The 20,697-nt window shown below is 43.3% G+C and carries 17 protein-coding genes, 1 other RNA gene and 1 pseudogene; 6 read left to right on the forward strand and 13 right to left on the reverse strand.

What is annotated here, in order from left to right; all coding sequences use genetic code 11:
* Window positions 1-908: 908 nt before the first annotated feature.
* From BACFIN_RS00430 to BACFIN_RS00405, 6 genes and pseudogenes are all read right to left on the reverse strand, one after another.
* Window positions 909-2,087, reverse strand: a complete 1,179-nt coding sequence (locus BACFIN_RS00430; protein ID WP_032839996.1) for a clostripain-related cysteine peptidase — start codon at window positions 2,085-2,087, stop codon at window positions 909-911.
* Between the two features lie 108 nt (window positions 2,088-2,195).
* Window positions 2,196-2,596 (reverse strand): annotated as a pseudogene (locus BACFIN_RS21115) (hypothetical protein).
* Window positions 2,597-2,718: 122 nt separating this feature from the next.
* Window positions 2,719-3,579: a sigma-70 family RNA polymerase sigma factor gene (locus BACFIN_RS00420; RefSeq protein ID WP_002561589.1), complete on the reverse strand. Its 861-nt coding sequence runs from the start codon at window positions 3,577-3,579 to the stop codon at window positions 2,719-2,721.
* 184 nt (window positions 3,580-3,763) lie between these two features.
* The gene (locus tag BACFIN_RS00415; RefSeq protein ID WP_007758248.1) at window positions 3,764-5,299 is read right to left on the reverse strand and encodes a trypsin-like peptidase domain-containing protein; all 1,536 of its coding nucleotides are present in this window, start codon (window positions 5,297-5,299) and stop codon (window positions 3,764-3,766) included.
* Between the two features lie 219 nt (window positions 5,300-5,518).
* On the reverse strand, window positions 5,519-6,664 hold the full coding sequence (locus tag BACFIN_RS00410) for a dipeptide epimerase (protein ID WP_007758249.1): 1,146 nt from the start codon (window positions 6,662-6,664) through the stop codon (window positions 5,519-5,521).
* 32 nt (window positions 6,665-6,696) lie between these two features.
* The gene (locus tag BACFIN_RS00405; RefSeq protein ID WP_007758250.1) at window positions 6,697-7,680 is read right to left on the reverse strand and encodes a C40 family peptidase; all 984 of its coding nucleotides are present in this window, start codon (window positions 7,678-7,680) and stop codon (window positions 6,697-6,699) included.
* A 98-nt stretch (window positions 7,681-7,778) separates the two neighbouring features.
* On the opposite strand from BACFIN_RS00405, the gene rnpB reads away from it, so the two are divergent.
* An RNA gene (rnpB, locus tag BACFIN_RS21325) (RNase P RNA component class A) lies at window positions 7,779-8,152 on the forward strand.
* Between the two features lie 21 nt (window positions 8,153-8,173).
* Window positions 8,174-9,493, forward strand: coding sequence for a YihY/virulence factor BrkB family protein (locus BACFIN_RS00400; RefSeq protein ID WP_007758251.1), 1,320 nt, complete (start codon window positions 8,174-8,176; stop codon window positions 9,491-9,493).
* Between the two features lies 1 nt (window position 9,494).
* Here BACFIN_RS00400 and BACFIN_RS00395 read toward each other — a convergent pair whose 3' ends face one another.
* The 6 genes from BACFIN_RS00395 to pstC form a co-directional block, all read right to left on the reverse strand.
* Window positions 9,495-10,043: a nitroreductase family protein gene (locus BACFIN_RS00395; RefSeq protein WP_007758254.1), complete on the reverse strand. Its 549-nt coding sequence runs from the start codon at window positions 10,041-10,043 to the stop codon at window positions 9,495-9,497.
* Window position 10,044: 1 nt separating this feature from the next.
* A complete protein-coding gene (locus BACFIN_RS00390) occupies window positions 10,045-10,647 on the reverse strand; it encodes a riboflavin synthase (RefSeq protein WP_007758255.1) in 603 nt (200 codons plus the stop codon).
* A gap of 819 nt (window positions 10,648-11,466) precedes the next feature.
* Window positions 11,467-12,156: a phosphate signaling complex protein PhoU gene (phoU, locus tag BACFIN_RS00380; RefSeq protein ID WP_007758257.1), complete on the reverse strand. Its 690-nt coding sequence runs from the start codon at window positions 12,154-12,156 to the stop codon at window positions 11,467-11,469.
* A 59-nt stretch (window positions 12,157-12,215) separates the two neighbouring features.
* Window positions 12,216-12,974 carry a phosphate ABC transporter ATP-binding protein PstB gene (gene pstB, locus BACFIN_RS00375; protein WP_007758264.1) on the reverse strand — a complete coding sequence of 253 codons (759 nt, stop codon included), beginning with the start codon at window positions 12,972-12,974 and terminating at the stop codon, window positions 12,216-12,218.
* 10 nt (window positions 12,975-12,984) lie between these two features.
* Window positions 12,985-13,860 carry a phosphate ABC transporter permease PstA gene (gene pstA, locus BACFIN_RS00370; RefSeq protein WP_007758267.1) on the reverse strand — a complete coding sequence of 292 codons (876 nt, stop codon included), beginning with the start codon at window positions 13,858-13,860 and terminating at the stop codon, window positions 12,985-12,987.
* A gap of 1 nt (window position 13,861) precedes the next feature.
* Window positions 13,862-15,058, reverse strand: a complete 1,197-nt coding sequence (gene pstC / locus BACFIN_RS00365; protein WP_007758269.1) for a phosphate ABC transporter permease subunit PstC — start codon at window positions 15,056-15,058, stop codon at window positions 13,862-13,864.
* A gap of 191 nt (window positions 15,059-15,249) precedes the next feature.
* Between pstC and BACFIN_RS00360 the strand changes: the two genes are divergently transcribed.
* The 4 genes from BACFIN_RS00360 to BACFIN_RS00345 are packed head-to-tail and all read left to right on the forward strand — an operon-like array spanning window position 15,250 to window position 19,994.
* Window positions 15,250-16,062 (forward strand): PstS family phosphate ABC transporter substrate-binding protein, encoded by an 813-nt coding sequence (locus tag BACFIN_RS00360; RefSeq protein WP_007758271.1) that lies wholly within the window; start codon window positions 15,250-15,252, stop codon window positions 16,060-16,062.
* Between the two features lie 51 nt (window positions 16,063-16,113).
* The gene (locus tag BACFIN_RS00355; protein WP_007758273.1) at window positions 16,114-17,856 is read left to right on the forward strand and encodes a glutamine--tRNA ligase/YqeY domain fusion protein; all 1,743 of its coding nucleotides are present in this window, start codon (window positions 16,114-16,116) and stop codon (window positions 17,854-17,856) included.
* An 11-nt stretch (window positions 17,857-17,867) separates the two neighbouring features.
* Window positions 17,868-19,322, forward strand: coding sequence for a tetratricopeptide repeat protein (locus BACFIN_RS00350; RefSeq protein WP_007758276.1), 1,455 nt, complete (start codon window positions 17,868-17,870; stop codon window positions 19,320-19,322).
* Window positions 19,323-19,355: 33 nt separating this feature from the next.
* Window positions 19,356-19,994: a DedA family protein gene (locus BACFIN_RS00345; RefSeq protein WP_007758277.1), complete on the forward strand. Its 639-nt coding sequence runs from the start codon at window positions 19,356-19,358 to the stop codon at window positions 19,992-19,994.
* 108 nt (window positions 19,995-20,102) lie between these two features.
* Here the strand turns inward: BACFIN_RS00345 and tpx are convergent, their stop codons facing one another.
* Complete coding sequence (gene tpx / locus BACFIN_RS00340; RefSeq protein WP_007758280.1) at window positions 20,103-20,600, reverse strand: thiol peroxidase; 498 nt, start codon at window positions 20,598-20,600, stop codon at window positions 20,103-20,105.
* Between the last annotated feature and the right edge of the window lie 97 nt (window positions 20,601-20,697).

Genomic DNA, 20,697 nt, shown 5'->3' on the forward strand with positions numbered 1-20,697 from the left:
AATCGGACTGCAAATATAAGAACTTTATTTATTATAATCCAAACTTTTCCGGATCTTTTTTGTTCTTAAAGTAAAGCGGTCCTACGCTTTGTCATTAGGTCAATTCTGCAAGGCTGTCCTCTCTTGGAAAGCGGGTGCAAAAGTAGACACTTTATACATAACATCCAAATATATTCAACTATTTTTTTGAAGTATTTTGAAAGAAAAACGCTAACTAGCTGAATCATAACGATGTTGTAGAACATGTTTTTTCAACAGAAAAAAGAGGAAGATGGGAATACACAAAAAAAATAAGAGTAATAACACTAAAGGGTCAACCTAAGTCAGGTTATGACAGGCGCTATGGAAGAACTAAAAAAAGCATAGCTTTAGAGAGCATAAAGCTATGCTTTAGCACTCGTAAAGCACTGCTTTAGCATTAACAAACCACCCACCTGTTAATAACAGGTGGGTATAGAAGGTACATTTTTTCGGGGCTCTCTTACACACGCACACGCACGCGTATATATAGTACCCCTTATCACCTGTATTGACAAACATTCTGCATTCAATCAGGCGTTTCAATCAGATGAGTATAGTATTATTTCAATTTATGAAGGAAAAACGAGCAACAGGATACAGGCACACAAGAACAACTGAGAGGTCTCGCAAGGTGAGGTAAGATCTCATAAAATCGACAATGGCAATAAATCTCCTTTGATAGGTGATGATAACATCTTTAATATTGTCAATAGAGACCACTTGGTCTCAAGCGGTACTTTCTATACCTATTATTCGCGCGCACGCGTGTGTGAGAAAATTATACGGTGCATCTACTGTACCTTTTGTACCCGCCGGGCTGTTCATAACTTTTTTTTGGGGGGGGCAACTCTCACCTAGTTGACATTTGAAAAATATTCCTCCTGCATTTACCTGCCTACCTCATCCCATCCGGCAGCCGAATGCCATTGCAGAGTCCTAAAAAAAGCATTCCATTTCAAATACCTAGTATCCGGTATATAACACCCAATACCCGAATATATATCTGAATCTATATCCACTAATTTATCATCATCAACATAATCCTTATACACAACAACTCTATCTAATTGTCCTTCAAAATCAGAAGGAATATTACCATCGGTCAGTTCACGTATAAAAGCTCGAAAATCATATGTCGAATGATCCAAAGGAGATCTTCCATAACCATAATGGGCTTGAAAATAATCTATTTTACTATTATCAAACTTAACCAGATTGCCCTGATACTGTTTCATAATTGAGCAAGTAACATCCGCCAATGCCGATATTTCATTCGTTTTTATTACCGCAATAGTACCCCACGAATAATTATATTCATTTTTATAGTAATCAATAAAATCCTTTGCAATATTTATAGCACTCTGCTCTGAATTATCCGCAGACAATAAATATTTCGTCATCTTGAAATAAGGAAATCCCGCACTCATAACCTCTGCAGGAGAAAGAATTAAATAATCAGCAGCATTCCTTAATTCATAAGCAACCTCAACTTGCGACATTAAACAAGCATCAAATAGTATATAATCAAAATGGATACCGGATTGCGCCAAAGCTTTCGATAAATCAGGAATATTTATTTTAGCTCCACTATCATCTCCAAAAGAACGACTTTTACTATCATCTACTGGTAACCATCCAGTAGCGTGAGAGCCAAAAATCAGACTATATCTTTCAGCTGGACAATAAGTCTTCACATCTTTCAAAACATTAACTACCACCTCATTCGATACGGAATTCTGGCTACTATAAGTTTTTATTACCTCTCTTTTACTGACAGAACCTTTGCCATCCACTTCATACTTAAACAGAGTTGGAACAGGAAATTCACCTTTTCTACTGCCACCATCCCAATAAATTACAAATGTACCAGGAGACGTAACTTCACTCAATCCTCGTTCTACTGATTCTATATTGTTGTATATCTGGCCACTGATATTATTATCTCCAACAAGATACATCAAGACTGTTTTTACCGCCACCGGAACAGAGGTATCATTATCATCACCACATGCCGATAAAAAAGTTGACAAACATACAAACAAAAATAATATTTTAATCTTTTTCATAATATTTCTCATTAATAACGGCACAAAGATAAAAAAATAAGAGATGCAAGTCTGCATCTCCTATCACATTAACAATTAAAATATTGTTATGAGTAAATATCACTTATATTACTCTTCCGGCTTTGTAAAGCGGAATTTTTCAGAATCAACCCGTGTTACTATTATTCTATTACTCCTCTTATATTTACTCAGAATTTTCGTAGCCTCTTTTTCCAGCTTCTTTCTATTTTCCGAGAAATAAATCATACAGGTACTATTTTGTTGTAATCTGTTATCTTCCAGATAATTTTTCAACTGATAGCTATACAACTCGCGATGTGCCAAGAAACCGTCTTTACTGATCTTTGCACTATCCAATATCTGGATATCTGTGAAATAGACAACCGAATCAGTAAATGAAGCCGAAATTCCAAAAGCATACACAGGTTTTGAGTTACCTTTTTCAAAGAAAAAGCGGAGCACATGGTAAACACAAGTGCAATGGCAAATAGTATTTTTACGTATTTCATATCATATAATTTTAATTGTGACAAAGGTAACAAAAAAAGTCGCATAAGTACATTCTCCGATATGAAAAGTGTTACCTATGCGACTCAAATTCTTTTTTCTTTCAGAAACTGATATTCCTTACTTATCCCAAGTAAGATTTGAGCAATTTACTACGATTACTTTGTCTAAGTCTTCTAATTGCTTTTTCCTTAATCTGACGAACACGCTCACGTGTGAGCCCAAACTTATCGCCGATTTCTTCCAATGTCATTTCCTGTTGTCCGATACCGAAAAACATCTGAATGATTTCTTTTTCCCTATCGGTTAACGTAGAAAGAGCTCTATCAATTTCCCTCGCAAGAGACTCATTAACCAGAGAGCGGTCCGCCATAGGCGAATCATCGTTTACCAACACATCCAGCAGGCTGTTATCCTCTCCTTCCACAAAAGGCGCATCCACCGAAATATGACGGCCGGATACCTTCAGCGTATCAGAGATCTTGTCAACCGGAATTTCCAGCTCGTCTGCCAACTCTTCGGGAGACGGACGCCGCTCGTTTTCCTGTTCGAATTTCGAGAAGGCTTTGCTGATCTTATTCAGCGAACCTACCTGATTCAACGGGAGACGAACAATACGCGACTGCTCTGCCAATGCTTGCAGAATAGACTGGCGAATCCACCATACAGCGTAGCTGATAAACTTGAATCCACGTGTTTCATCAAACTTTTCAGCAGCCTTAATCAGTCCTAAATTGCCTTCATTAATCAAGTCCGGCAAACTCAAACCCTGGTTTTGGTACTGTTTGGCCACAGATACGACGAAACGAAGATTGGCACGTGTCAGTTTCTCTAATGCCACACGGTCACCCTTACGAATGCGTTGAGCGAGTTCCACTTCTTCCTCAACAGTAATCAGGTCTTCGCGACCGATTTCCTGCAAATACTTGTCAAGAGAAGCGCTCTCTCTGTTAGTGATACTTTTGGTAATCTTTAGTTGTCTCATTCTTTAAAAACAGATTTGGTGCGCAAAGTTACAACAAATAATTTGTTAACATACAAATTTAAGCAACTTTTGCATTATATTTTTCAACTAATAAAACAAAAAGAGATGCCGACAAGTTGATAGTCGGCATCCTTTTTCTATTTCATTAGCTTATCCTATAATCTTCTTACCTTATTTTATATCTTCATTCCTGTGTCAAATCGACAGCGAAATATCCGCGTTTGCCTGATGGGAATACTCCTGTCAAGAACAATACCTGATTCGGAGATTTCACCGCTGCTTTCATCACTTCTTCCAAATCACTGACCTTACGCATCGGCTGGTCGTTTGCCTTCAGGATGATAAATCCTTTGCGAACTCCCGCATCGGACATCTTACCGGAAGAAACTCCTGTCACTTGCAGACCATAACCCAGATTCAACTGCTTCTTCAGGTCGTCCGGCAGCTCTTTGAAAGCAGCTCCCAATATTTCCATACCTGCATCTTTCACAATCTTGGTAGTACCCTGTTCGTTCTTCAACGTTACTTCAACAGTCTTTTCCTTCTTGTTACGGATCAGTTTCACTTTCACTTTATCGCCCGGACGATGTTTAGCGATAGCTTCCTGCAAGTCGGCCATGTTGGACACCTTCTTGTTATCCAAACCGATGATTACGTCGTCCACCTTGATATCAGCTCCCGATGCAGAACCGTTTTCTACGATTTCAGAAACCCAAACGCCTTCTACTACACCCAGTTCTTTAGCTTTATCCGCCAAAGTAGTACCGGATTTATCAATCGGCTGCTGGTCGTCCATCAAACTACTACCGATAGAACCACCACGGATACCAAGCAACGCACGCTGTACTGTCCCGTATTGTTTCAGGTCGGCAATTACTTTTGTCATAATGCTGGTCGGAATGGCAAAACCGTATCCGGCATAAGCACCTGTCGGAGAAGAAAGCACTGAATTGATACCTACCAGCTCACCTTTAGCGTTCACCAATGCGCCACCACTATTACCTTGATTGATAGCCGCATCCGTCTGGATAAACGATTCGATACCTCCATTATAGACTCCCAATGAACGCGCCTTCGCACTTACGATACCGGCAGTTACGGTAGAGTTCAAGTTGAATGGGTTACCTACCGCCAATACCCACTCTCCTACTTTCAACGCTTCAGAATCACCAACCGGAATAGTCGGAAAATCATCACCTTCGATTTTTACCAATGCAAGGTCAGTACTGGGGTCAGTACCGATCACACGTCCTTTAAATTCACGGTTATCATTCAGTTTTACACTGATTTCATCCGCACCTTCAATCACGTGATTGTTCGTTACGATATAGCCGTCTTTTGAAATGATGACTCCCGAACCGAAACCTACACGAGGTTGAGATTGTACCTGACGTTGCTGTCCGCGTCCGTCACCGAAGAAAAAATCAAAAATGTCCGGCGCTTGCTGAACTGTTCTTGTTTTAGCTTCTTGGGTAGATCTTATATGTACAACAGCATGAAGCGAGTTTTCCGCAGCCTGGGTCAAATCGATCGGTTGAGCGTTCACAGCATCAAAAGCAGCCAATTTCACATTGGGATTCTGCTTGAACATCTCATTAAAAGATGTCTCTGTGGCAGCCTTGTTAGATTGCAACAATTTGTAAGTTGTCAACCCTGCAACTCCTGAGCTAAGAAGAACGATTGCTCCTATTCCCAGAATGTTCTTTGTTGTCTGTTTCATGATTTATAATTCTTTAAAATGTTAATATTCGACATTGTTTTAACTTTTACGACGTTAAAATAATAACAAATATCGTTCACTTATTCTACTTGTCACTCTTTTTTGTCCACTTTTAACAGAGAATATTTGGAGCTTAACAGCGCTTAACGACAACAACTGACAAATTTACATTCGTTGTATGTCAGATGGCTTTAACACTCTGACATTCATTCAGTAAAGTCAGATTTTCACGACACCGATACCGGGCAGTTCGTTCAGAGTGATTCTACCTTTCACCACTTCCACCCCTTTAAAACGGTCATTAGAGATGAGCAGGTTACCATCCAAATCAGCAAAATCCACTAACGGAGAGAACTGCGACGCTGCCGATATAGCGCAGGAAGTCTCTGTCATACATCCTACCATAACACGCATTCCCAGTGCATGGGCCAAAGTCACCATTTTCCACGCTTCACGCATGCCGGTGCACTTCATCAGTTTGATGTTGATTCCCGTGAAAGCCCCTTTCAAAGCCGCCACATCCGCTAGGCGCTGCAAAGATTCATCGGCAAATATCGGCAACGGGCTCTGTTGCGTGATCCAAGCGATATCATCCAACTGCTCTTTCGGCATAGGTTGCTCTATCATCACTATTCCTTTTTCTTTCAGCCAATGAATCATATCCAACGCATACAGACGGTCCTTCCACCCTTGATTCGCGTCAACAGCTATAGGAAGGTCCGTTACCGAACGAATGGTTTCAATCATTTCCTTATCATTGTCCCGACCCAATTTTACCTTTAATATATTAAACCGATCTGCGCACTCTTTTGTTTTCTCACGCACCACATCGAGCGTATCAATCCCTATCGTAAAGGTAGTGGAAGGCGTCTTTTCCTTATTCAACCCCCATATTTTATACCAGGGAGCACCCAACAGTTTTCCTACCAGATCATGAAGGGCAATATCAACCGCCGCTTTAGCTGCCGTATCTTTCGGTGAAAGACTGTCGACGTATGACAAAATGTCATCTAACTGAAACGGATCATTAAATTGTTCCAGATTCACTTTCTTAAGGAAATTCATAACGGACTCCACCGTTTCTCCCAAGTAAGGCGGCATGGAAGCTTCCCCGTATCCTGTTATCCCTTCATATTCTATTTCCACCTGCACGTCGGGAGTCGTTGTACGCGAATAAGTAGCTACCGTAAATACATGTCTTAACTTCAACTCATAAGGAAAGAATTTCATTTTCATCTTTCCTCCCAAACCAAGCTTATTTATATTATAAGGTAATGATTCTCCAGCCAACGTCTGACGTACAACCAACCCGGAACCCAGAGCAGCCAAAGCCGCCGTCTTCAAGAAATCTCTTCTGTTTTGCATAAAATAAATAAATTAATGAAGAATTCTTCATTTTAATTGCCGTAATAGAGATTGCGATCCGTAGTATTCATGCCTTTCTCCTTATTAATATAAGGTAAGAAACGGACTGCAAAAAGCAAACGTCCCGTATTGAATGCATCATAATTCTTATCCGAAGGTTCAAAACTGCTTATATGCACATCCCCCAAAGCATGGATAAAACGCTTGTTGCCGAGATAGATCCCCACGTGTGAGATTCCCTCTTTTTGTTCGCCCGTTGCCTTCCGACCGAAGAAAACCAAGTCTCCCCGCTGCACATTGGCAAAATCGGAAGCTATTTCGATACGTTCGCCCACATACGCCTGTTGCGACGCATCTCTCGGAATGATGATATCATGCATAAAAAGCACTGTCCGGACCAGACCGCTGCAATCCACTCCTTTTGAAGAAGTGCCCGCCCACAAATAAGGAACTCCTATCATTGTATAAGCCGTCTCGATAATGCTTTCAACATCTTGTTTCAACGAAGCTCTCCATCGGTTTTCAGGCTGTGAAATAGATTTCGGAATATAAGCCTGTCTGCCGTCCGGATAAGACACTTTATAAAAATGTCCTTTGCTACCTTCCCACTTCAGACGATTACCAGCCACTACATCAGACACGGTTTGGGAAGTTGCATCCGGTTTCTCATAAGTAAATCCGTAATGTGAAGTTACAACAATCTTTTCCGCACGGTTCCATTCATCATATTTCTCTTTTGACATAGGAGTAATCACCATCCGGTGTACCCAGCCGGTATAGTCATCCGGAGTCTGAATCTCGTACCAGCCGGTGTATTGCAGAACTTTGACCGGCATACCCAATAATGCTTGCGTGCTCATACCGGAGGTAAACTTGCCTTCTTCGCGCATATTACAAACAGAAATATGCACTACCCCATACGCAGAATCAGCAGGCATGGGGCGTATCTCCTGAGCTTTCAGACTGAGTGTCGCCATTGCCAGAAAATAAAAGAAAAAGAGAATGTTTTTTTTCATTGAATCATGTTTTAATGATAGCAAAGTTAGAAAATATTTCTATTTGTGATACTTTCTTTAGCTAAAACAAAATAAATGACGTATTTTTGCAGTCTAAAGCAGTTGGCCGGTCTGTCGCGTGCACGTCAGCGTGCAGGAGGAAAGTCCGGGCAACACAGAGCATCCTACTTCCTAACAGAAAGCTGTCCGCGAGGGTAGAGTAACGTAGAAGAAAATAACCGCCACTCCTTTCGGGGAGAGGTAAGGGTGAGAAGGTGGGGTAAGAGCCCACCAGCCGTATGGTGACATATCGGGCTGTACGTCTTAGGAGTTGTAAGGTCATGTAAACCGGCGTTATGAGAGTTGCTCGCTCCATGTCGGAGGGTAGACCGCTAAAGTGTCGTGGTGACACGTCACTCAGATAAATGACAGGCACTTTTTATAAGTAAAATTATAGAAGGTACAGAACTCGGCTTATAGGCTGACTGCTTTTTCTTTTTTTAAATTCTAAGCCATGAAGAAGAAATTCACCGATATATGGAAATTCCTCACGTATGACATCTGGCGTATTACGGAAGATGAAGTGACCCGAACCAAGTTCTCACTTTACAATATTATAAAGACCATCTATCTTTGTATCAACCGGTTCACCAAAGACCGGATGGCCAACAAAGCCTCCGCGCTGACTTACAGCACCCTGCTTGCCATTGTTCCGATACTTGCCATCCTGTTTGCAGTGGCACGCGGTTTTGGATTTAACAATTTGATGGAGCACCAATTCCGCAACGGATTCGGAGGAAACACAGAAACAACAGAAGCTATCCTCTCATTTGTCGATTCATACCTTTCGCAGACCAAAGGGGGAGTATTCATCGGAATCGGTCTGGTGATGTTGCTATGGACGGTCATCAATCTGGTCAGCAATATCGAAATCACGTTCAACCGTATCTGGGAAGTAAAGAAAGCCCGGTCTATGTACCGTAAAATAACGGACTACTTCTCCATGTTCCTGTTAATGCCGATCTTGATTGTGGTCTCCGGCGGTCTTTCCATTTTTATGAGCACCATGCTCAAGCAGATGGATGATTTTGTGCTGCTGGCCCCTATCATGAAGTTCATGATACGTCTTATACCCTTTGTACTGACTTGGCTGATGTTCACCGGACTTTATATCTTCATGCCGAATACGAAAGTGAAATTCAAGCACGCGCTTATCGCAGGTGTTTTGGCAGGAACCGCCTACCAAGCTTTCCAGTATCTATATATCAGCAGTCAGTTGGGAGTATCAAAATACAATGCCATCTATGGTAGTTTTGCCGCTTTACCTTTATTCCTGCTTTGGTTGCAAATATCCTGGACTATCTGTCTGTTCGGTGCGGAGCTGGCCTATGCAGGTCAGAATATCCAGAGTTTCAGTTTCGACCAGGATACCCGCAATATCAGCAGGCGCTACCGGGACTTTATATCCATCCTCATCATGTCCCTCATCGCCAAACGGTTTGAGAAAAACGAGCCGCCTTATACAGCCGCGCAAATTTCGGAAGAACATCAAATACCGATCAGACTCACTAATCAAGTACTTTATCAATTACAGGAAATAGACTTGATTCATGAGGTAGTCACAGATGCAAAAAGTGAGGAAATCGGTTATCAGCCGTCTATGGACATCAATCAACTGAACGTAGCCATCCTGCTCGACCGCTTGGATACATACGGCTCGGAGAATTTCAAGATAGACAAAGATGAAGAATTCAGCGACGAATGGAAAGTGCTGACCGAATCCAAAGAAGAATACTATAAGAAGGCAAGCAAAGTGTTACTCAAGGATTTGTAGCCTATTTATAGCTGTTGTAGGAAATCACTTTTTCTTTCGGTTTTCTCATCTTCTTTCTTTTCTCCTTCACCGGATAGCCTATCGTGATATCCAGCAATACACGTTTGGACGAAGGGATGCCTGTCAGCCGCTTCATTTCCTTTTCGTCAAACCAGCCTATCATACACGAGCCCAGTCCTTCACTTTCAGCAGCAAGGGTGATATGAGCGGCGGCAATCCCGATATCAATCAAAGGAAAATGTTTATCTTTCACTTTTCCCCCGAGCATTGAAGTAATATTGGCCGACTCTTCCACAACTAAGATATGCACAGGCGCATCTTTGGCAAACTTATTCATTCCCAGTCCTGCTGCAGCCTTGCCAATCTTCACAGCCAGTTCACGGTCGGTTATCACCACAAACTTCCAGGGTTGGGCATTGCAAGCGGAAGGAGCCAGACGACCTGCCTCCAAAATCCGCTCTAACTTCTCCGTCTCCACCGGACGTTCTTTATCATACGCCCGGTCACTCTGACGGGAAAGTACTAATTGCAGAAAATCACTGTATTCCATCTTATTTATATTGAATCATCCGGCTGATATACTTACCGATAATGTCAAACTCTATATTCACCACACTACCAATGGCAAACGTATGGAAATTTGTATGCTCGTAAGTATAAGGAATAATGGCCACCTGGAACGTATCATCCGTGGGATTGCATACTGTCAGACTGACACCGTTTACCGTCACCGAACCTTTATCCACAGTAATATATCCACGTTTCGCCATTTCCTTATCAAACGCATAACGGAATGTAAAATACCAGCTTCCTTCCGCATCCTTTATGTCAACACAAGTGGCGGTCTGATCCACATGTCCCTGCACAATATGACCGTCCAACCGGCCGTTCATCACCATGCTGCGCTCCACATTCACTTTGTCTCCCACTTTCAGCAGACCGAGATTGGACCGTTCCAGCGTTTCTTTCATAGCAGTCACCGTATAGGTGTCATCCGTCATACTTACGACTGTCAGACATACACCATTGTGAGAAATACTCTGATCAACCTTCAACTCATTCACAAACGAACACTTCAATGTAAAGTGTATATTCTCCTGGTCTTTCACCAGCGCCACCAAAGTAGCATATTCTTCTACAATTCCGGAAAACATAATTCTACTTATTATTTCATGATTTACTATTCTACGTTTAAAAGCACTCCTTTAATGCAAGGGTCAAAGATACGAATAAGCAAGGAGGATAGAAAATAAGAGCATAAAAAATTCACATTACACACAGACCTGTGACAAGAGAGATGGTAAAAAAGGCAGCAGATGAATGTCTCAAATACTGCCTTATAATCCGAAAGGGTGGAAATTTACATACGTTTATATGTCATTTTACGGTAAAAGTCTCCATCTTCGTCAGTTTCTTTTTGTCCAACTACCAATTGACTGGAATTAACAACAAGTAATTTGACAGAAGTAAATTCTGTACCTCCTCCATCCACAGGAATCAGATTATTGCCATCTAAAGTAAATTTCTCAATATCGTTTTGATGCCACTGGTTGTTGTAATAATAATTGAGATGCAAGTGCGAGGAACACAACATGGGAAATTGCACACTTCTTAATAAACAGATTGGCAAAGTAGACAAACTGTCCGGTTCTTATACTGTCCAAAATGTAGATTGGTAGACATTAAATAAGGACATAAAAAAATGGGGCTTTTCACAAAGCTCCATTCTTCAGTTTTCAATAGGTATTAGTTTTTTTTTAAGGTAAAAAGATTGTTTTCAGGATAACGGTGCAAATATAGGGGCTTTTACCGATACTATCCAAATTATAAAACATGTCATATAACATCTTTTTGAAAAATCTTTGGATTTATTATCATTTGACGCAAAAACTCCTGTAACTAGCCCGTTACAGGAGTCAAATATAAGATATTTTTTAAGGAGACCTAATTTCTGTTTAAAAATTCGCCCAAAATTACTTCTCCGGATAATTTTCGTCCGTTTTTCCACGATGTTTTAACACTTTGGCATCAATGAAAAATACGATTTCCTCAGCAATGTTGGTGATATGGTCTCCTGCACGTTCCAATTTGCGGAACACGCTGACCAAGTCCACACCCGTATGTACCGCTTCCGGATGTTCGGTAATATAGTCCGCAATGATACCTGTTGCCCCGGCATTGATCTCATCCAGCAAATTATCTTTGGCAAAGACACCTGCCGCCAGTTCAATACTCTCCTCATTCAAGGCACGTTTCGCCAGTTCCAGCATGGACAACACCTCGGCCTGCATCTCCGCCAACCGAAGACGGTTCAACAGTTCTGCATCCAACACCGGTTCTTTACTACGAATCACAAAGCGGGCAATCCCTTCCGCAAAGTCTCCCAAGCGTTCCAGATTCGTATTGATTTTCAGCATAGCCAGCACAAAACGCAGGTCGATCGCCACCGGATTATATAACGCGATAATATCTTCCACATCACTGTCTATCTTCAGCTCAAAGGCATTCACCCTACGTTCGCGAACCATCACCTGCTGAGCCAACTCTTTGTCAAGAGTCAATACAGCCTCTCCGGCACGGTCGAGCTGGTTGTACACCAACGTCCACATCTCATCAATTTCCTTCTTCAATAGAACAAGTTCCGATTCTATAAACTTTACCATAGTCTACTTATATATAAATGATTAATATTCTGTTTCTAACACAGGCAAGGGGGACCGTTCTATCCGAAGCGACCTGTAATATAATTCTGCGTAGCCTCTTTCTCCGGATTTGTGAATATCTTCTTGGTCTGATCGAATTCTACCATCTCGCCCATATAAAAGAAAGCCGTTTTGTCGCTGACACGGGCCGCCTGCTGCATATTGTGCGTCACAATCACAATAGTATAGTCTTTTTTCAGCTCGTGAATCAGCTCTTCCACTTTTGCCGTAGAAATAGGGTCGAGCGCAGACGCAGGTTCGTCCATCAGCAACACCGAAGGAGACACCGCCATAGCACGGGCAATGCAAAGACGTTGCTGCTGTCCGCCGGACAAGGCATAAGCCGATTCCTTCAACTTATTTTTCACCTCATCCCAAAGTGCCGCCCCTTTCAGTGTTTCCTCCACACGCTGGCGGATGAAAGCGTTATCTTTCACTCCATTCACACGAAGTCCGTAAGCCACATTCTCGAATATGCTTTTCGGAAAAGGATTAGGACGCTGAAACACCATTCCCACATTCTTGCGCAGTTCGTCCACCGCCACGCTTTTAGAATAGATATTCTGCCCGTCAATACGAATCTCCCCTTCCAGACGGGTGGCGGGAATCAGATCGTTCATCCGATTGAAAAGCCGGAGGAAGGTAGACTTACCACAACCGGAAGGCCCGATAAAGGCAACAACTGACTTCTCTTCAATCTGCATACTGATACCTTTCAACGCATGGAAATCACCATACCAGAAATTCACGTCGCGCGCATCTATTTTCACTGTATCCATATATACTAACTCAATTCGTTTTTACCCTTTTCTCAAAATACTTTCTCAACGCATTCGCCAGCAAATTCACCAGCAGAATAATCATAATCAGTACCAATGCCGTACCGTATGCCAATGGCAGCTGCGCCTCCATATCCGTTCCACTTGTAGAAATCACATACAGATGATAAGGCAACGCCATACACTGATCCAAAATGCTTGCCGGAAGATGCGGAAGGAAATAGGCGGCACAGGTGAACAGAATCGGCGCCGTCTCTCCCGACACCCGTCCCAAAGCAAGAATCAGCCCGGTGATAATATTCGGCATACCCATCGGAAGAATAACGTGCCAGATCGTCTGCAACTTCGTCGCTCCCAGCGCCCGGCTTCCCTCACGCATACTGTCGGGAATCGCCTTCAAAGCCTCTTCCGTCGTCCGGATAACCAAAGGTACACAAAGTAAGCCTAATGTCAAAGAACCGGCCAGAATACTATCACCGAACCCCATATAATTGACAAAAAGCGCCATACCGAACAAACCGAACACAATAGAGGGAATACCACTCAGATTGTTCGTCATCACCCGGATAAAGCGTACCAATTTGCCTTTCGGCGCATACTCGTTCATATAGATTCCACTCATCACCCCCACCGGAAAAGCAAATAGCGCACTACCCACCATCAGATAAAAAGTACCGACAATAGCCGGCCAGATGCCTCCTCCCGTCATTCCATCCGTAGGAGACGAAGTGATAAACTCCCAGCTGATGGCACCGATTCCTTTATAGATGATAAATCCCAGAATCACAAACAATATCAGCACAATGCAAAGACTCAACAATCGGAATAGGCCGAAAGCGATCTTCTGCGAACGGTGCTTGGCTTTATTATTACTCCTTACTTCCATATTATTTACTTCGTTTTAGTCCTTTAGAAGAAATGTATTCCACACTAAAGTTGATGATCAGTGTAATGAAGAACAACACGACACCTAACAGGAATAATGCCTGATAATGCGGACCTCCCGCCGGTGCTTCCCCCAATTCCGCCGCAATGGTGGCAGGAATCGTACGCAACGGTTCCAGAATAGTGGTCGGAATCACGGCCGCGTTTCCCGTCACCATCAATACCGCCATCGTTTCTCCGATAGCCCGCCCGATACCCAACACCACGCCGGACGTAATGCCCGAGATGGAATAAGGAATCACTACCTTATATATAGTCTGCCACTGTGAAGCCCCCAGCGCCAGACTCGCTTCACGCATGGCGCGCGGACAATTCCTCATCGCATCTTCCGTCACTGTTATAATAGTAGGCAGCGCCATTATAGCCAACACGATACTCCCTGCCAAACCGCTTTCTCCTACCGGAAGATCAAACAATTTCTGAATCAACGGAACAATGACGATCAAACCGAAAAAGCCATAAACAACGGAAGGAATGCCACTCAACAATTCAATGACCGGCTTCAGCCAGTTCCGTACTTTCGGATGGGCTACTTCGGACATATAGATAGAAACCGAAAGTCCGAAAGGCAGCGCGAAAAGAATGGCAAACAAGCTCACCCACAACGTACCGCCAATCAAAGGCAGGAAGCCGAACTGTGCGGCCGGAGTCGCTGTCGGAAACCATTCGGCTCCCGCAAAGACATCTTTCACGGAAATGGTGTTGTCCTCTATAAAATGCACCGCATCCGGATGAACGATAAACTGCTGCGGAACAAAAGCCACGATACCCGGTGTTTTCTCCACCAGTTCCGTTATCTTATCTCCCGCATACTCATAGACAGCTCCGAGTTCCTCCTCCGTATAATATTGTGTAATATCCTCCAGACGAAAAACCCGGATAGGGAGATCTTCCCCACCGAGTTCCTTCCAATTGGTTATCTCCCCGTCAAAAACATTCTTTATCTGAGCCGGACTCAGAACGCTTACCTTATTACTTTTATTCAGCGCCAGCACATAACCTTCCTCGATCACTTTGCTTCTGAATAGCCCGAAAGCCTCCGTAAACAGGAAGAGTACAATCAGCAGAATCGTAATACTTGTTACGAAACCGCTGCAAGTCAGAATCCCTTCTATAATCTTTTCCAAAAACTTTTTCATACCTGTCGATTTCTGATGCAAAGAAAGCGGCTCCTTATTAAAGAGGTGTGACTAACGTTTGAAGGAAATGTTTCAATCTTGTTACATTTATGTTACAAACACCTTTTACCCGCCAGATGCAATAGAAATGTAACATCCGATTGCTTTATTTGCATCCGTATTCATTTACATCCGTACAAAAAAGAAGATTTATGAAAGTGAGAAGAAATTTATTAATAGCCCTGTCCTTACTGTCAATCAGCGCCAGCGCGCAACGCATCAAAGGCAGTGATACGGTACTACCTGTCGCCCAGCAGACAGCAGAACGGTTTATGAACCAACACCCAGACACCCGTGTCACCGTGACCGGCGGAGGAACCGGTGTAGGAATTTCCGCGCTATTGGACAACACGACGGACATCGCAATGGCTTCCCGCCCTATCAAGTTCAGCGAAAAGATGAAAATCAAGAGTGCGGGAGAAGATGTAGCCGAAATAGTTGTGGCGTATGACGCCCTTGCCGTAGTAGCGCATCCTTCCAATCCAGTAAAGCAACTCACCCGCCAACAACTGGAAGACATCTTTCGGGGGAAAATCACCAATTGGAAGCAAGTAGGCGGTGACGACCGCAAAATTGTGGTTTACTCCCGCGAGACCTCTTCCGGCACTTATGAATTTTTCAAAGAGAGCGTACTCAAAAACAAAAACTACATGGCGAGCAGCCTTTCCATGCCCGCAACGGGCGCCATTATCCAGTCGGTCAGCCAGACCAAAGGAGCCATCGGATATGTCGGACTTGCCTATGTGTCTCCACGTGTCAAAACCCTTTCCGTATCCTATGACGGAAAACATTATGCAGCCCCCACAGTAGAGAATGCCACCAACAAGACTTATCCCATCGTCCGCCCGCTTTACTACTATTACAATGTAAAGAAGAAAGCGGAAATCGATCCTCTGGTTCAGTACATTCTTTCTCCCGACGGACAGGACATTATAAAAAAGAGCGGTTATATTCCGGTTAAATAAAAAAAAATGTCCTACTTTTGTAGCCTGAATCATGTATTAGCATAAAACGTTATGACAGATATTAAAAACGAAGAAGTAGCAAGTGAAAAAAAGAGCTTGAACTTTATAGAACAGGCAGTAGAAAAAGACTTGAAAGAAGGTAAAAACGGTGGAAAAGTACAGACACGTTTCCCGCCCGAGCCCAACGGATACCTTCACATCGGCCATGCCAAAGCCATTTGCCTCGATTTCGGCATTGCAGAAAAACATGGCGGTGTATGCAACCTTCGTTTCGACGACACAAACCCCACCAAAGAGGATGTGGAATATGTAGAAGCTATCAAAGAAGACATCCAATGGTTAGGCTACCGTTGGGGAAATGAATATTATGCTTCCGACTACTTCCAACAATTATGGGACTTCGCCATCCGTCTGATTCAGGAAGGTAAAGCATATATCGACGAACAGAGCTCCGAACAGATCGCGCAGCAAAAAGGCACTCCTACCCAACCGGGTGTGGAAAGCCCTTACCGCAACCGTCCGATTGAAGAAAGTCTCGAACTTTTCAAGAAAATGAATAGTGGAGAGATTGAAGAGGGCGCTATGGTGCTTCGCGCCAAAATCGATATGGCCAACCCGAATATGCACTTCCGCGACCCGATTATTTATCGTGTGGTGAAACATCCGCATCACCGTACCGGCACTACATGGAAAGCCTACCCTATGTATGACTTCGCGCACGGTCAGAGCGACTTCTTCGAAGGGGTGACCCATTCACTGTGTACGCTTGAGTTTGTAGTACACCGTCCGCTCTACGACCTCTTCATCGACTGGCTGAAAGAAGGAAAAGACCTGAATGACAACCGTCCCCGTCAGACCGAGTTCAACAAACTGAACCTGAGCTATACGCTGATGAGCAAACGTAACCTGCTCACTCTGGTAAAAGAGGGGCTGGTGAACGGATGGGACGATCCCCGTATGCCGACCATCTGCGGTTTCCGCCGTCGCGGTTACTCGCCGGAATCCATCCATAAGTTTATCGACAAAATTGGTTATACCACATACGACGCACTGAATGACATCGCACTGCTCGAAAGTTCTGTCCGCGAAGACCTGAACAGCCGCGCTACCCGCGTGTCCGCAGTAATCAATCCGGTGAAACTCGTCATCACGAACTATCCGGAAGGACAAGTAGAAGAATTGGAAGCCATCAATAACCCGGAAGATCCGGAAGCGGGAAGCCACTTGATTGAGTTCAGCCGCGAGTTGTGGATGGAACGTGAAGACTTCATGGAAGATGCTCCCAAGAAATATTTCCGCATGACACCCGGACAGGAAGTACGTCTCAAGAATGCTTATATCGTGAAATGTACCGGCTGCAAGAAAGATGAAAACGGTGTGATCACGGAAGTGTACTGCGAATATGACCCGAACACCCGCAGCGGTATGCCGGACGCGAACCGCAAAGTGAAAGGTACGCTTCACTGGGTGAGCTGCAACCACTGCATACAAGCAGAGGTGCGTTTGTACGACCGTCTGTGGAAAGTAGAAAATCCGCGTGACGAACTGGCTGCCATCCGCGAAGCGAAGAATTGCGAGGCACTGGAAGCCATGAAAGAAATTATTAACCCGGACTCATTGAAAGTTCTCCCTAACTGCTACATAGAAAAGTTCGCAGCTACACTGCCCACCCTCTCCTACTTACAGTTCCAACGGATTGGATATTTCAATATTGACAAGGACTCAACACCGGAAAATCTGATCTTCAACCGCACTGTGGGATTAAAAGACACGTGGGGCAAGATCAATAAATAAAATATAAAATAATGAGTAGAAAAAACATTCCGTCTGAAAAAGAAGAACTGGAAAAACTGATCACAAACTACGAGGCTGCAAAAGCCGAAAACAGACAACTCTATCTGGATGGAGACCAATTGGCTGATATCTCCGATTGGTATGCCTCCAGAAGTAAATTTGAGGAAGCGCAAGAAGCCGTCACTTACGGACTTCAATTACATCCGGGAAACACCGACCTGCTAGTGGAACAGGCATACCTTTATCTGGACACCCGGAACCTGCAGAAAGCAAAACAGGTGTTGGATTCCATCACCGAAGCGTATGATCCCGAAGTGAAAATGCTGAAGGCCGAATTGTTACTGAATGAAGGGCAACTCGAAGAAACCCGGTCACTATTAGCTACCATTGAAGATGCGGACGAACTCGGAAGAATCTGCGAGGTTGTCTATCTCTATCTGGAGATGGGATATCCCGATATGGCAAAAGAATGGATGGAAAAAGGGGAGAAAACATACTCTGAGACAAAAGAGTTTATGGCTCTCCAAGCCGATTACGCATTAGCCACCCAACAATTGGACTCAGCAATCAAGATATACAATCAATTACTTGATATAGAGCCTTATAATACCCCTTATTGGACAGGACTGGCAAAATGCTACTTCTTCCAATCAAAATGGAGCAAGGCTATCGAAGCCTGTGATTTCGCATTGGCAGCCGATGAATCTGACGGAGAAGCATATACCACCAAGGCACATTCCTTTTTCCAACTGAACAACTTCGACAAGTCCATCGAAAATTATAAGAAAGCGATGGAATACAAGGCCGTCTCCCCCGATATGGGCTATATGTTCATCGGGCTGTGTTACAGTGCCAAAGAAGATTGGGAAAAAGCGAATGAGTATTATGACAAAGTAATCGATTTTTTAGAAAAAAACAATGGTAATGAGTCTGCTTTATCAATAGACATTTATACCAATAAAGCGAATGCCTTAGCCGAATTGGGAAGATACAAAGAAGCACATCAGACTTGTAAGAAAATAAGCAAAATCCATCCGAAAGACGCGACAATCCTCCTGACCGAAGGCAAAATCTACTTGCTGGAAAGAAAACTTGAAAAAGCCAGAATCTGCTTCATCAAGTTATCGGATATAGATTCCAGCATAGATATGTATTACATGATAGCCTGTGCCTATATGGAGAACAACTATGAGATCGAAAGTCAATATTACTTAGAGAAAGTATATGCTCTTGATCCGAAATTTGAAGACGTTGCGGAGAAATTGAGCGTTTGCAGTCTGGCTTACGGTGACATAGAAAGTTTTTTCAAATATAACAACGACTGCGCGCATCCGGTCACAGAGGAAGCCCTTGCGGGTTTGATAAATTATGCGTGTCAGAACGAAGAACAACGGAAAATATTCAAGAAGATACTGGCACGTATGAAAAAGGAGAAAAAGGAGAGTAAGAAAAACAAAGGAAAATAATCATCAATTTAATAAACCCTAGCCCTAAAAATCATGGAATCAGTAGCTTTTATCCAGTGGTGTCTGGATCATTTGAATTATTGGACTATCACTTTATTAATGACTATCGAAAGTTCCTTTATCCCTTTCCCTTCGGAAGTAGTCATCCCGCCGGCAGCATATAAAGCCGCAGTCAACGACGAGCTTAATATCTATCTGGTGATTTTGTTCGCTACCATCGGAGCCAATATCGGAGCATTGATTAACTATTTTCTGGCAAAGTGGTTGGGACGCCCTATCGTCTATAAGTTTGCCAACAGCCGTTTCGGGCATATATGCCTTATTGATGAAGCCAAAGTGCGCAACGCTGAAACTTATTTCGACAAACATGGTGCGCTTTCCACATTTATCGGCCGACTGATTCCGGCTGTCCGCCAATTGATCTCCATACCTGCCGGGCTGGCACGGATGAAGTTGACCACTTTCTTGCTATACACCACTTTAGGAGCAGGATTGTGGAATGCCATTCTAGCCATTATCGGCTACCACTTGTCCAAAGTGCCGGGAATCGAGAGTGAGGAACAGTTGATTGCCAAAGTAACAGAATACAGCCACGAAATAGGCTATGGCTTCATTGCCCTCGGTGTGTTTATCGTTGCCTTCCTGGTTTATAAAGGAATGAAGAAGAAATAAACTTCAAAACATAAAACGCAGATAAACGCGGATTTTCGCAAATAGAAATAATCTTTTGCGTTAATCCGCGTTTATCTGCGTTTAATCCTAAGCAATCATCCCCCTGATTTACAGTGCAGCCAATGCCTTATCGTAATCAGGTTCCTGCGTAATCTCCGGCACAAGTTCCGTATAGGCCACTTTGCCATCCTTTCCTATCACTACCACCGCACGAGCCAACAGCCCTGCCAACGGGCCGTCCGCCATGCGCACTCCATAGCTTTCGTCGAAATCGGAGAAACGGAAATCAGACAATGGAATCACGTTCTCAATACCTTCCGTTGTACAGAAACGGCTGTGCGCAAAAGGAAGGTCTTTGGAGATAGCCAATACCACCGTATCTTTCAGTCCGGCAGCCATCTTGTTAAATTTGCGTACCGAAGTAGCACAAACACTGGTATCCAGACTTGGGAAAATATTCAGAATCACATTCTTGCCATTCAGATCTTTCAATGAGAAAGAAGACAAATCTGTTTTTACCAATTCAAAGTCGGGAGCGACTTTACCTACTTGTATAAATTCACCGATCAGTTTTACCGGTTGTCCTTTGAAATTTGTTGTTGCCATAATGCATATCTATTTAAAAATTACTTTATATAGAAACAACAATTACCCAAAATATGTTCACGGAAAACCTTTTCCAAATTGAATTTGTTATCTCACA

Origin of the sequence: Bacteroides finegoldii DSM 17565, from assembly GCF_000156195.1 — a bacterium.
In the GTDB taxonomy this organism is placed as follows: domain Bacteria; phylum Bacteroidota; class Bacteroidia; order Bacteroidales; family Bacteroidaceae; genus Bacteroides; species Bacteroides finegoldii.

Bases quoted from the DNA above. Each gene is read 5' to 3' on its own strand.
- BACFIN_RS00405 (WP_007758250.1), bottom strand. From the start codon at position 7,680: ATGAAAAAAAACATTCTCTTTTTCTTTTATTTTCTGGCAATGGCGACA.
- BACFIN_RS00410 (WP_007758249.1), bottom strand. From the start codon at position 6,664: ATGCAAAACAGAAGAGATTTCTTGAAGACGGCGGCTTTGGCTGCTCTG.
- tpx (WP_007758280.1), bottom strand. From the start codon at position 20,600: ATGGCAACAACAAATTTCAAAGGACAACCGGTAAAACTGATCGGTGAA.
- pstB (WP_007758264.1), bottom strand. From the start codon at position 12,974: ATGGATACAGTGAAAATAGATGCGCGCGACGTGAATTTCTGGTATGGT.
- phoU (WP_007758257.1), bottom strand. From the start codon at position 12,156: ATGGTAAAGTTTATAGAATCGGAACTTGTTCTATTGAAGAAGGAAATT.
- BACFIN_RS00345 (WP_007758277.1), top strand. From the start codon at position 19,356: ATGGAATCAGTAGCTTTTATCCAGTGGTGTCTGGATCATTTGAATTAT.
- BACFIN_RS00390 (WP_007758255.1), bottom strand. From the start codon at position 10,647: ATGTTTTCCGGAATTGTAGAAGAATATGCTACTTTGGTGGCGCTGGTG.
- pstA (WP_007758267.1), bottom strand. From the start codon at position 13,860: ATGGAAGTAAGGAGTAATAATAAAGCCAAGCACCGTTCGCAGAAGATC.
- pstC (WP_007758269.1), bottom strand. From the start codon at position 15,058: ATGAAAAAGTTTTTGGAAAAGATTATAGAAGGGATTCTGACTTGCAGC.
- BACFIN_RS00430 (WP_032839996.1), bottom strand. From the start codon at position 2,087: ATGAAAAAGATTAAAATATTATTTTTGTTTGTATGTTTGTCAACTTTT.
- BACFIN_RS00400 (WP_007758251.1), top strand. From the start codon at position 8,174: ATGAAGAAGAAATTCACCGATATATGGAAATTCCTCACGTATGACATC.
- BACFIN_RS00415 (WP_007758248.1), bottom strand. From the start codon at position 5,299: ATGAAACAGACAACAAAGAACATTCTGGGAATAGGAGCAATCGTTCTT.
- BACFIN_RS00355 (WP_007758273.1), top strand. From the start codon at position 16,114: ATGACAGATATTAAAAACGAAGAAGTAGCAAGTGAAAAAAAGAGCTTG.
- BACFIN_RS00420 (WP_002561589.1), bottom strand. From the start codon at position 3,579: ATGAGACAACTAAAGATTACCAAAAGTATCACTAACAGAGAGAGCGCT.
- BACFIN_RS00350 (WP_007758276.1), top strand. From the start codon at position 17,868: ATGAGTAGAAAAAACATTCCGTCTGAAAAAGAAGAACTGGAAAAACTG.
- BACFIN_RS00395 (WP_007758254.1), bottom strand. From the start codon at position 10,043: ATGGAATACAGTGATTTTCTGCAATTAGTACTTTCCCGTCAGAGTGAC.
- BACFIN_RS00360 (WP_007758271.1), top strand. From the start codon at position 15,250: ATGAAAGTGAGAAGAAATTTATTAATAGCCCTGTCCTTACTGTCAATC.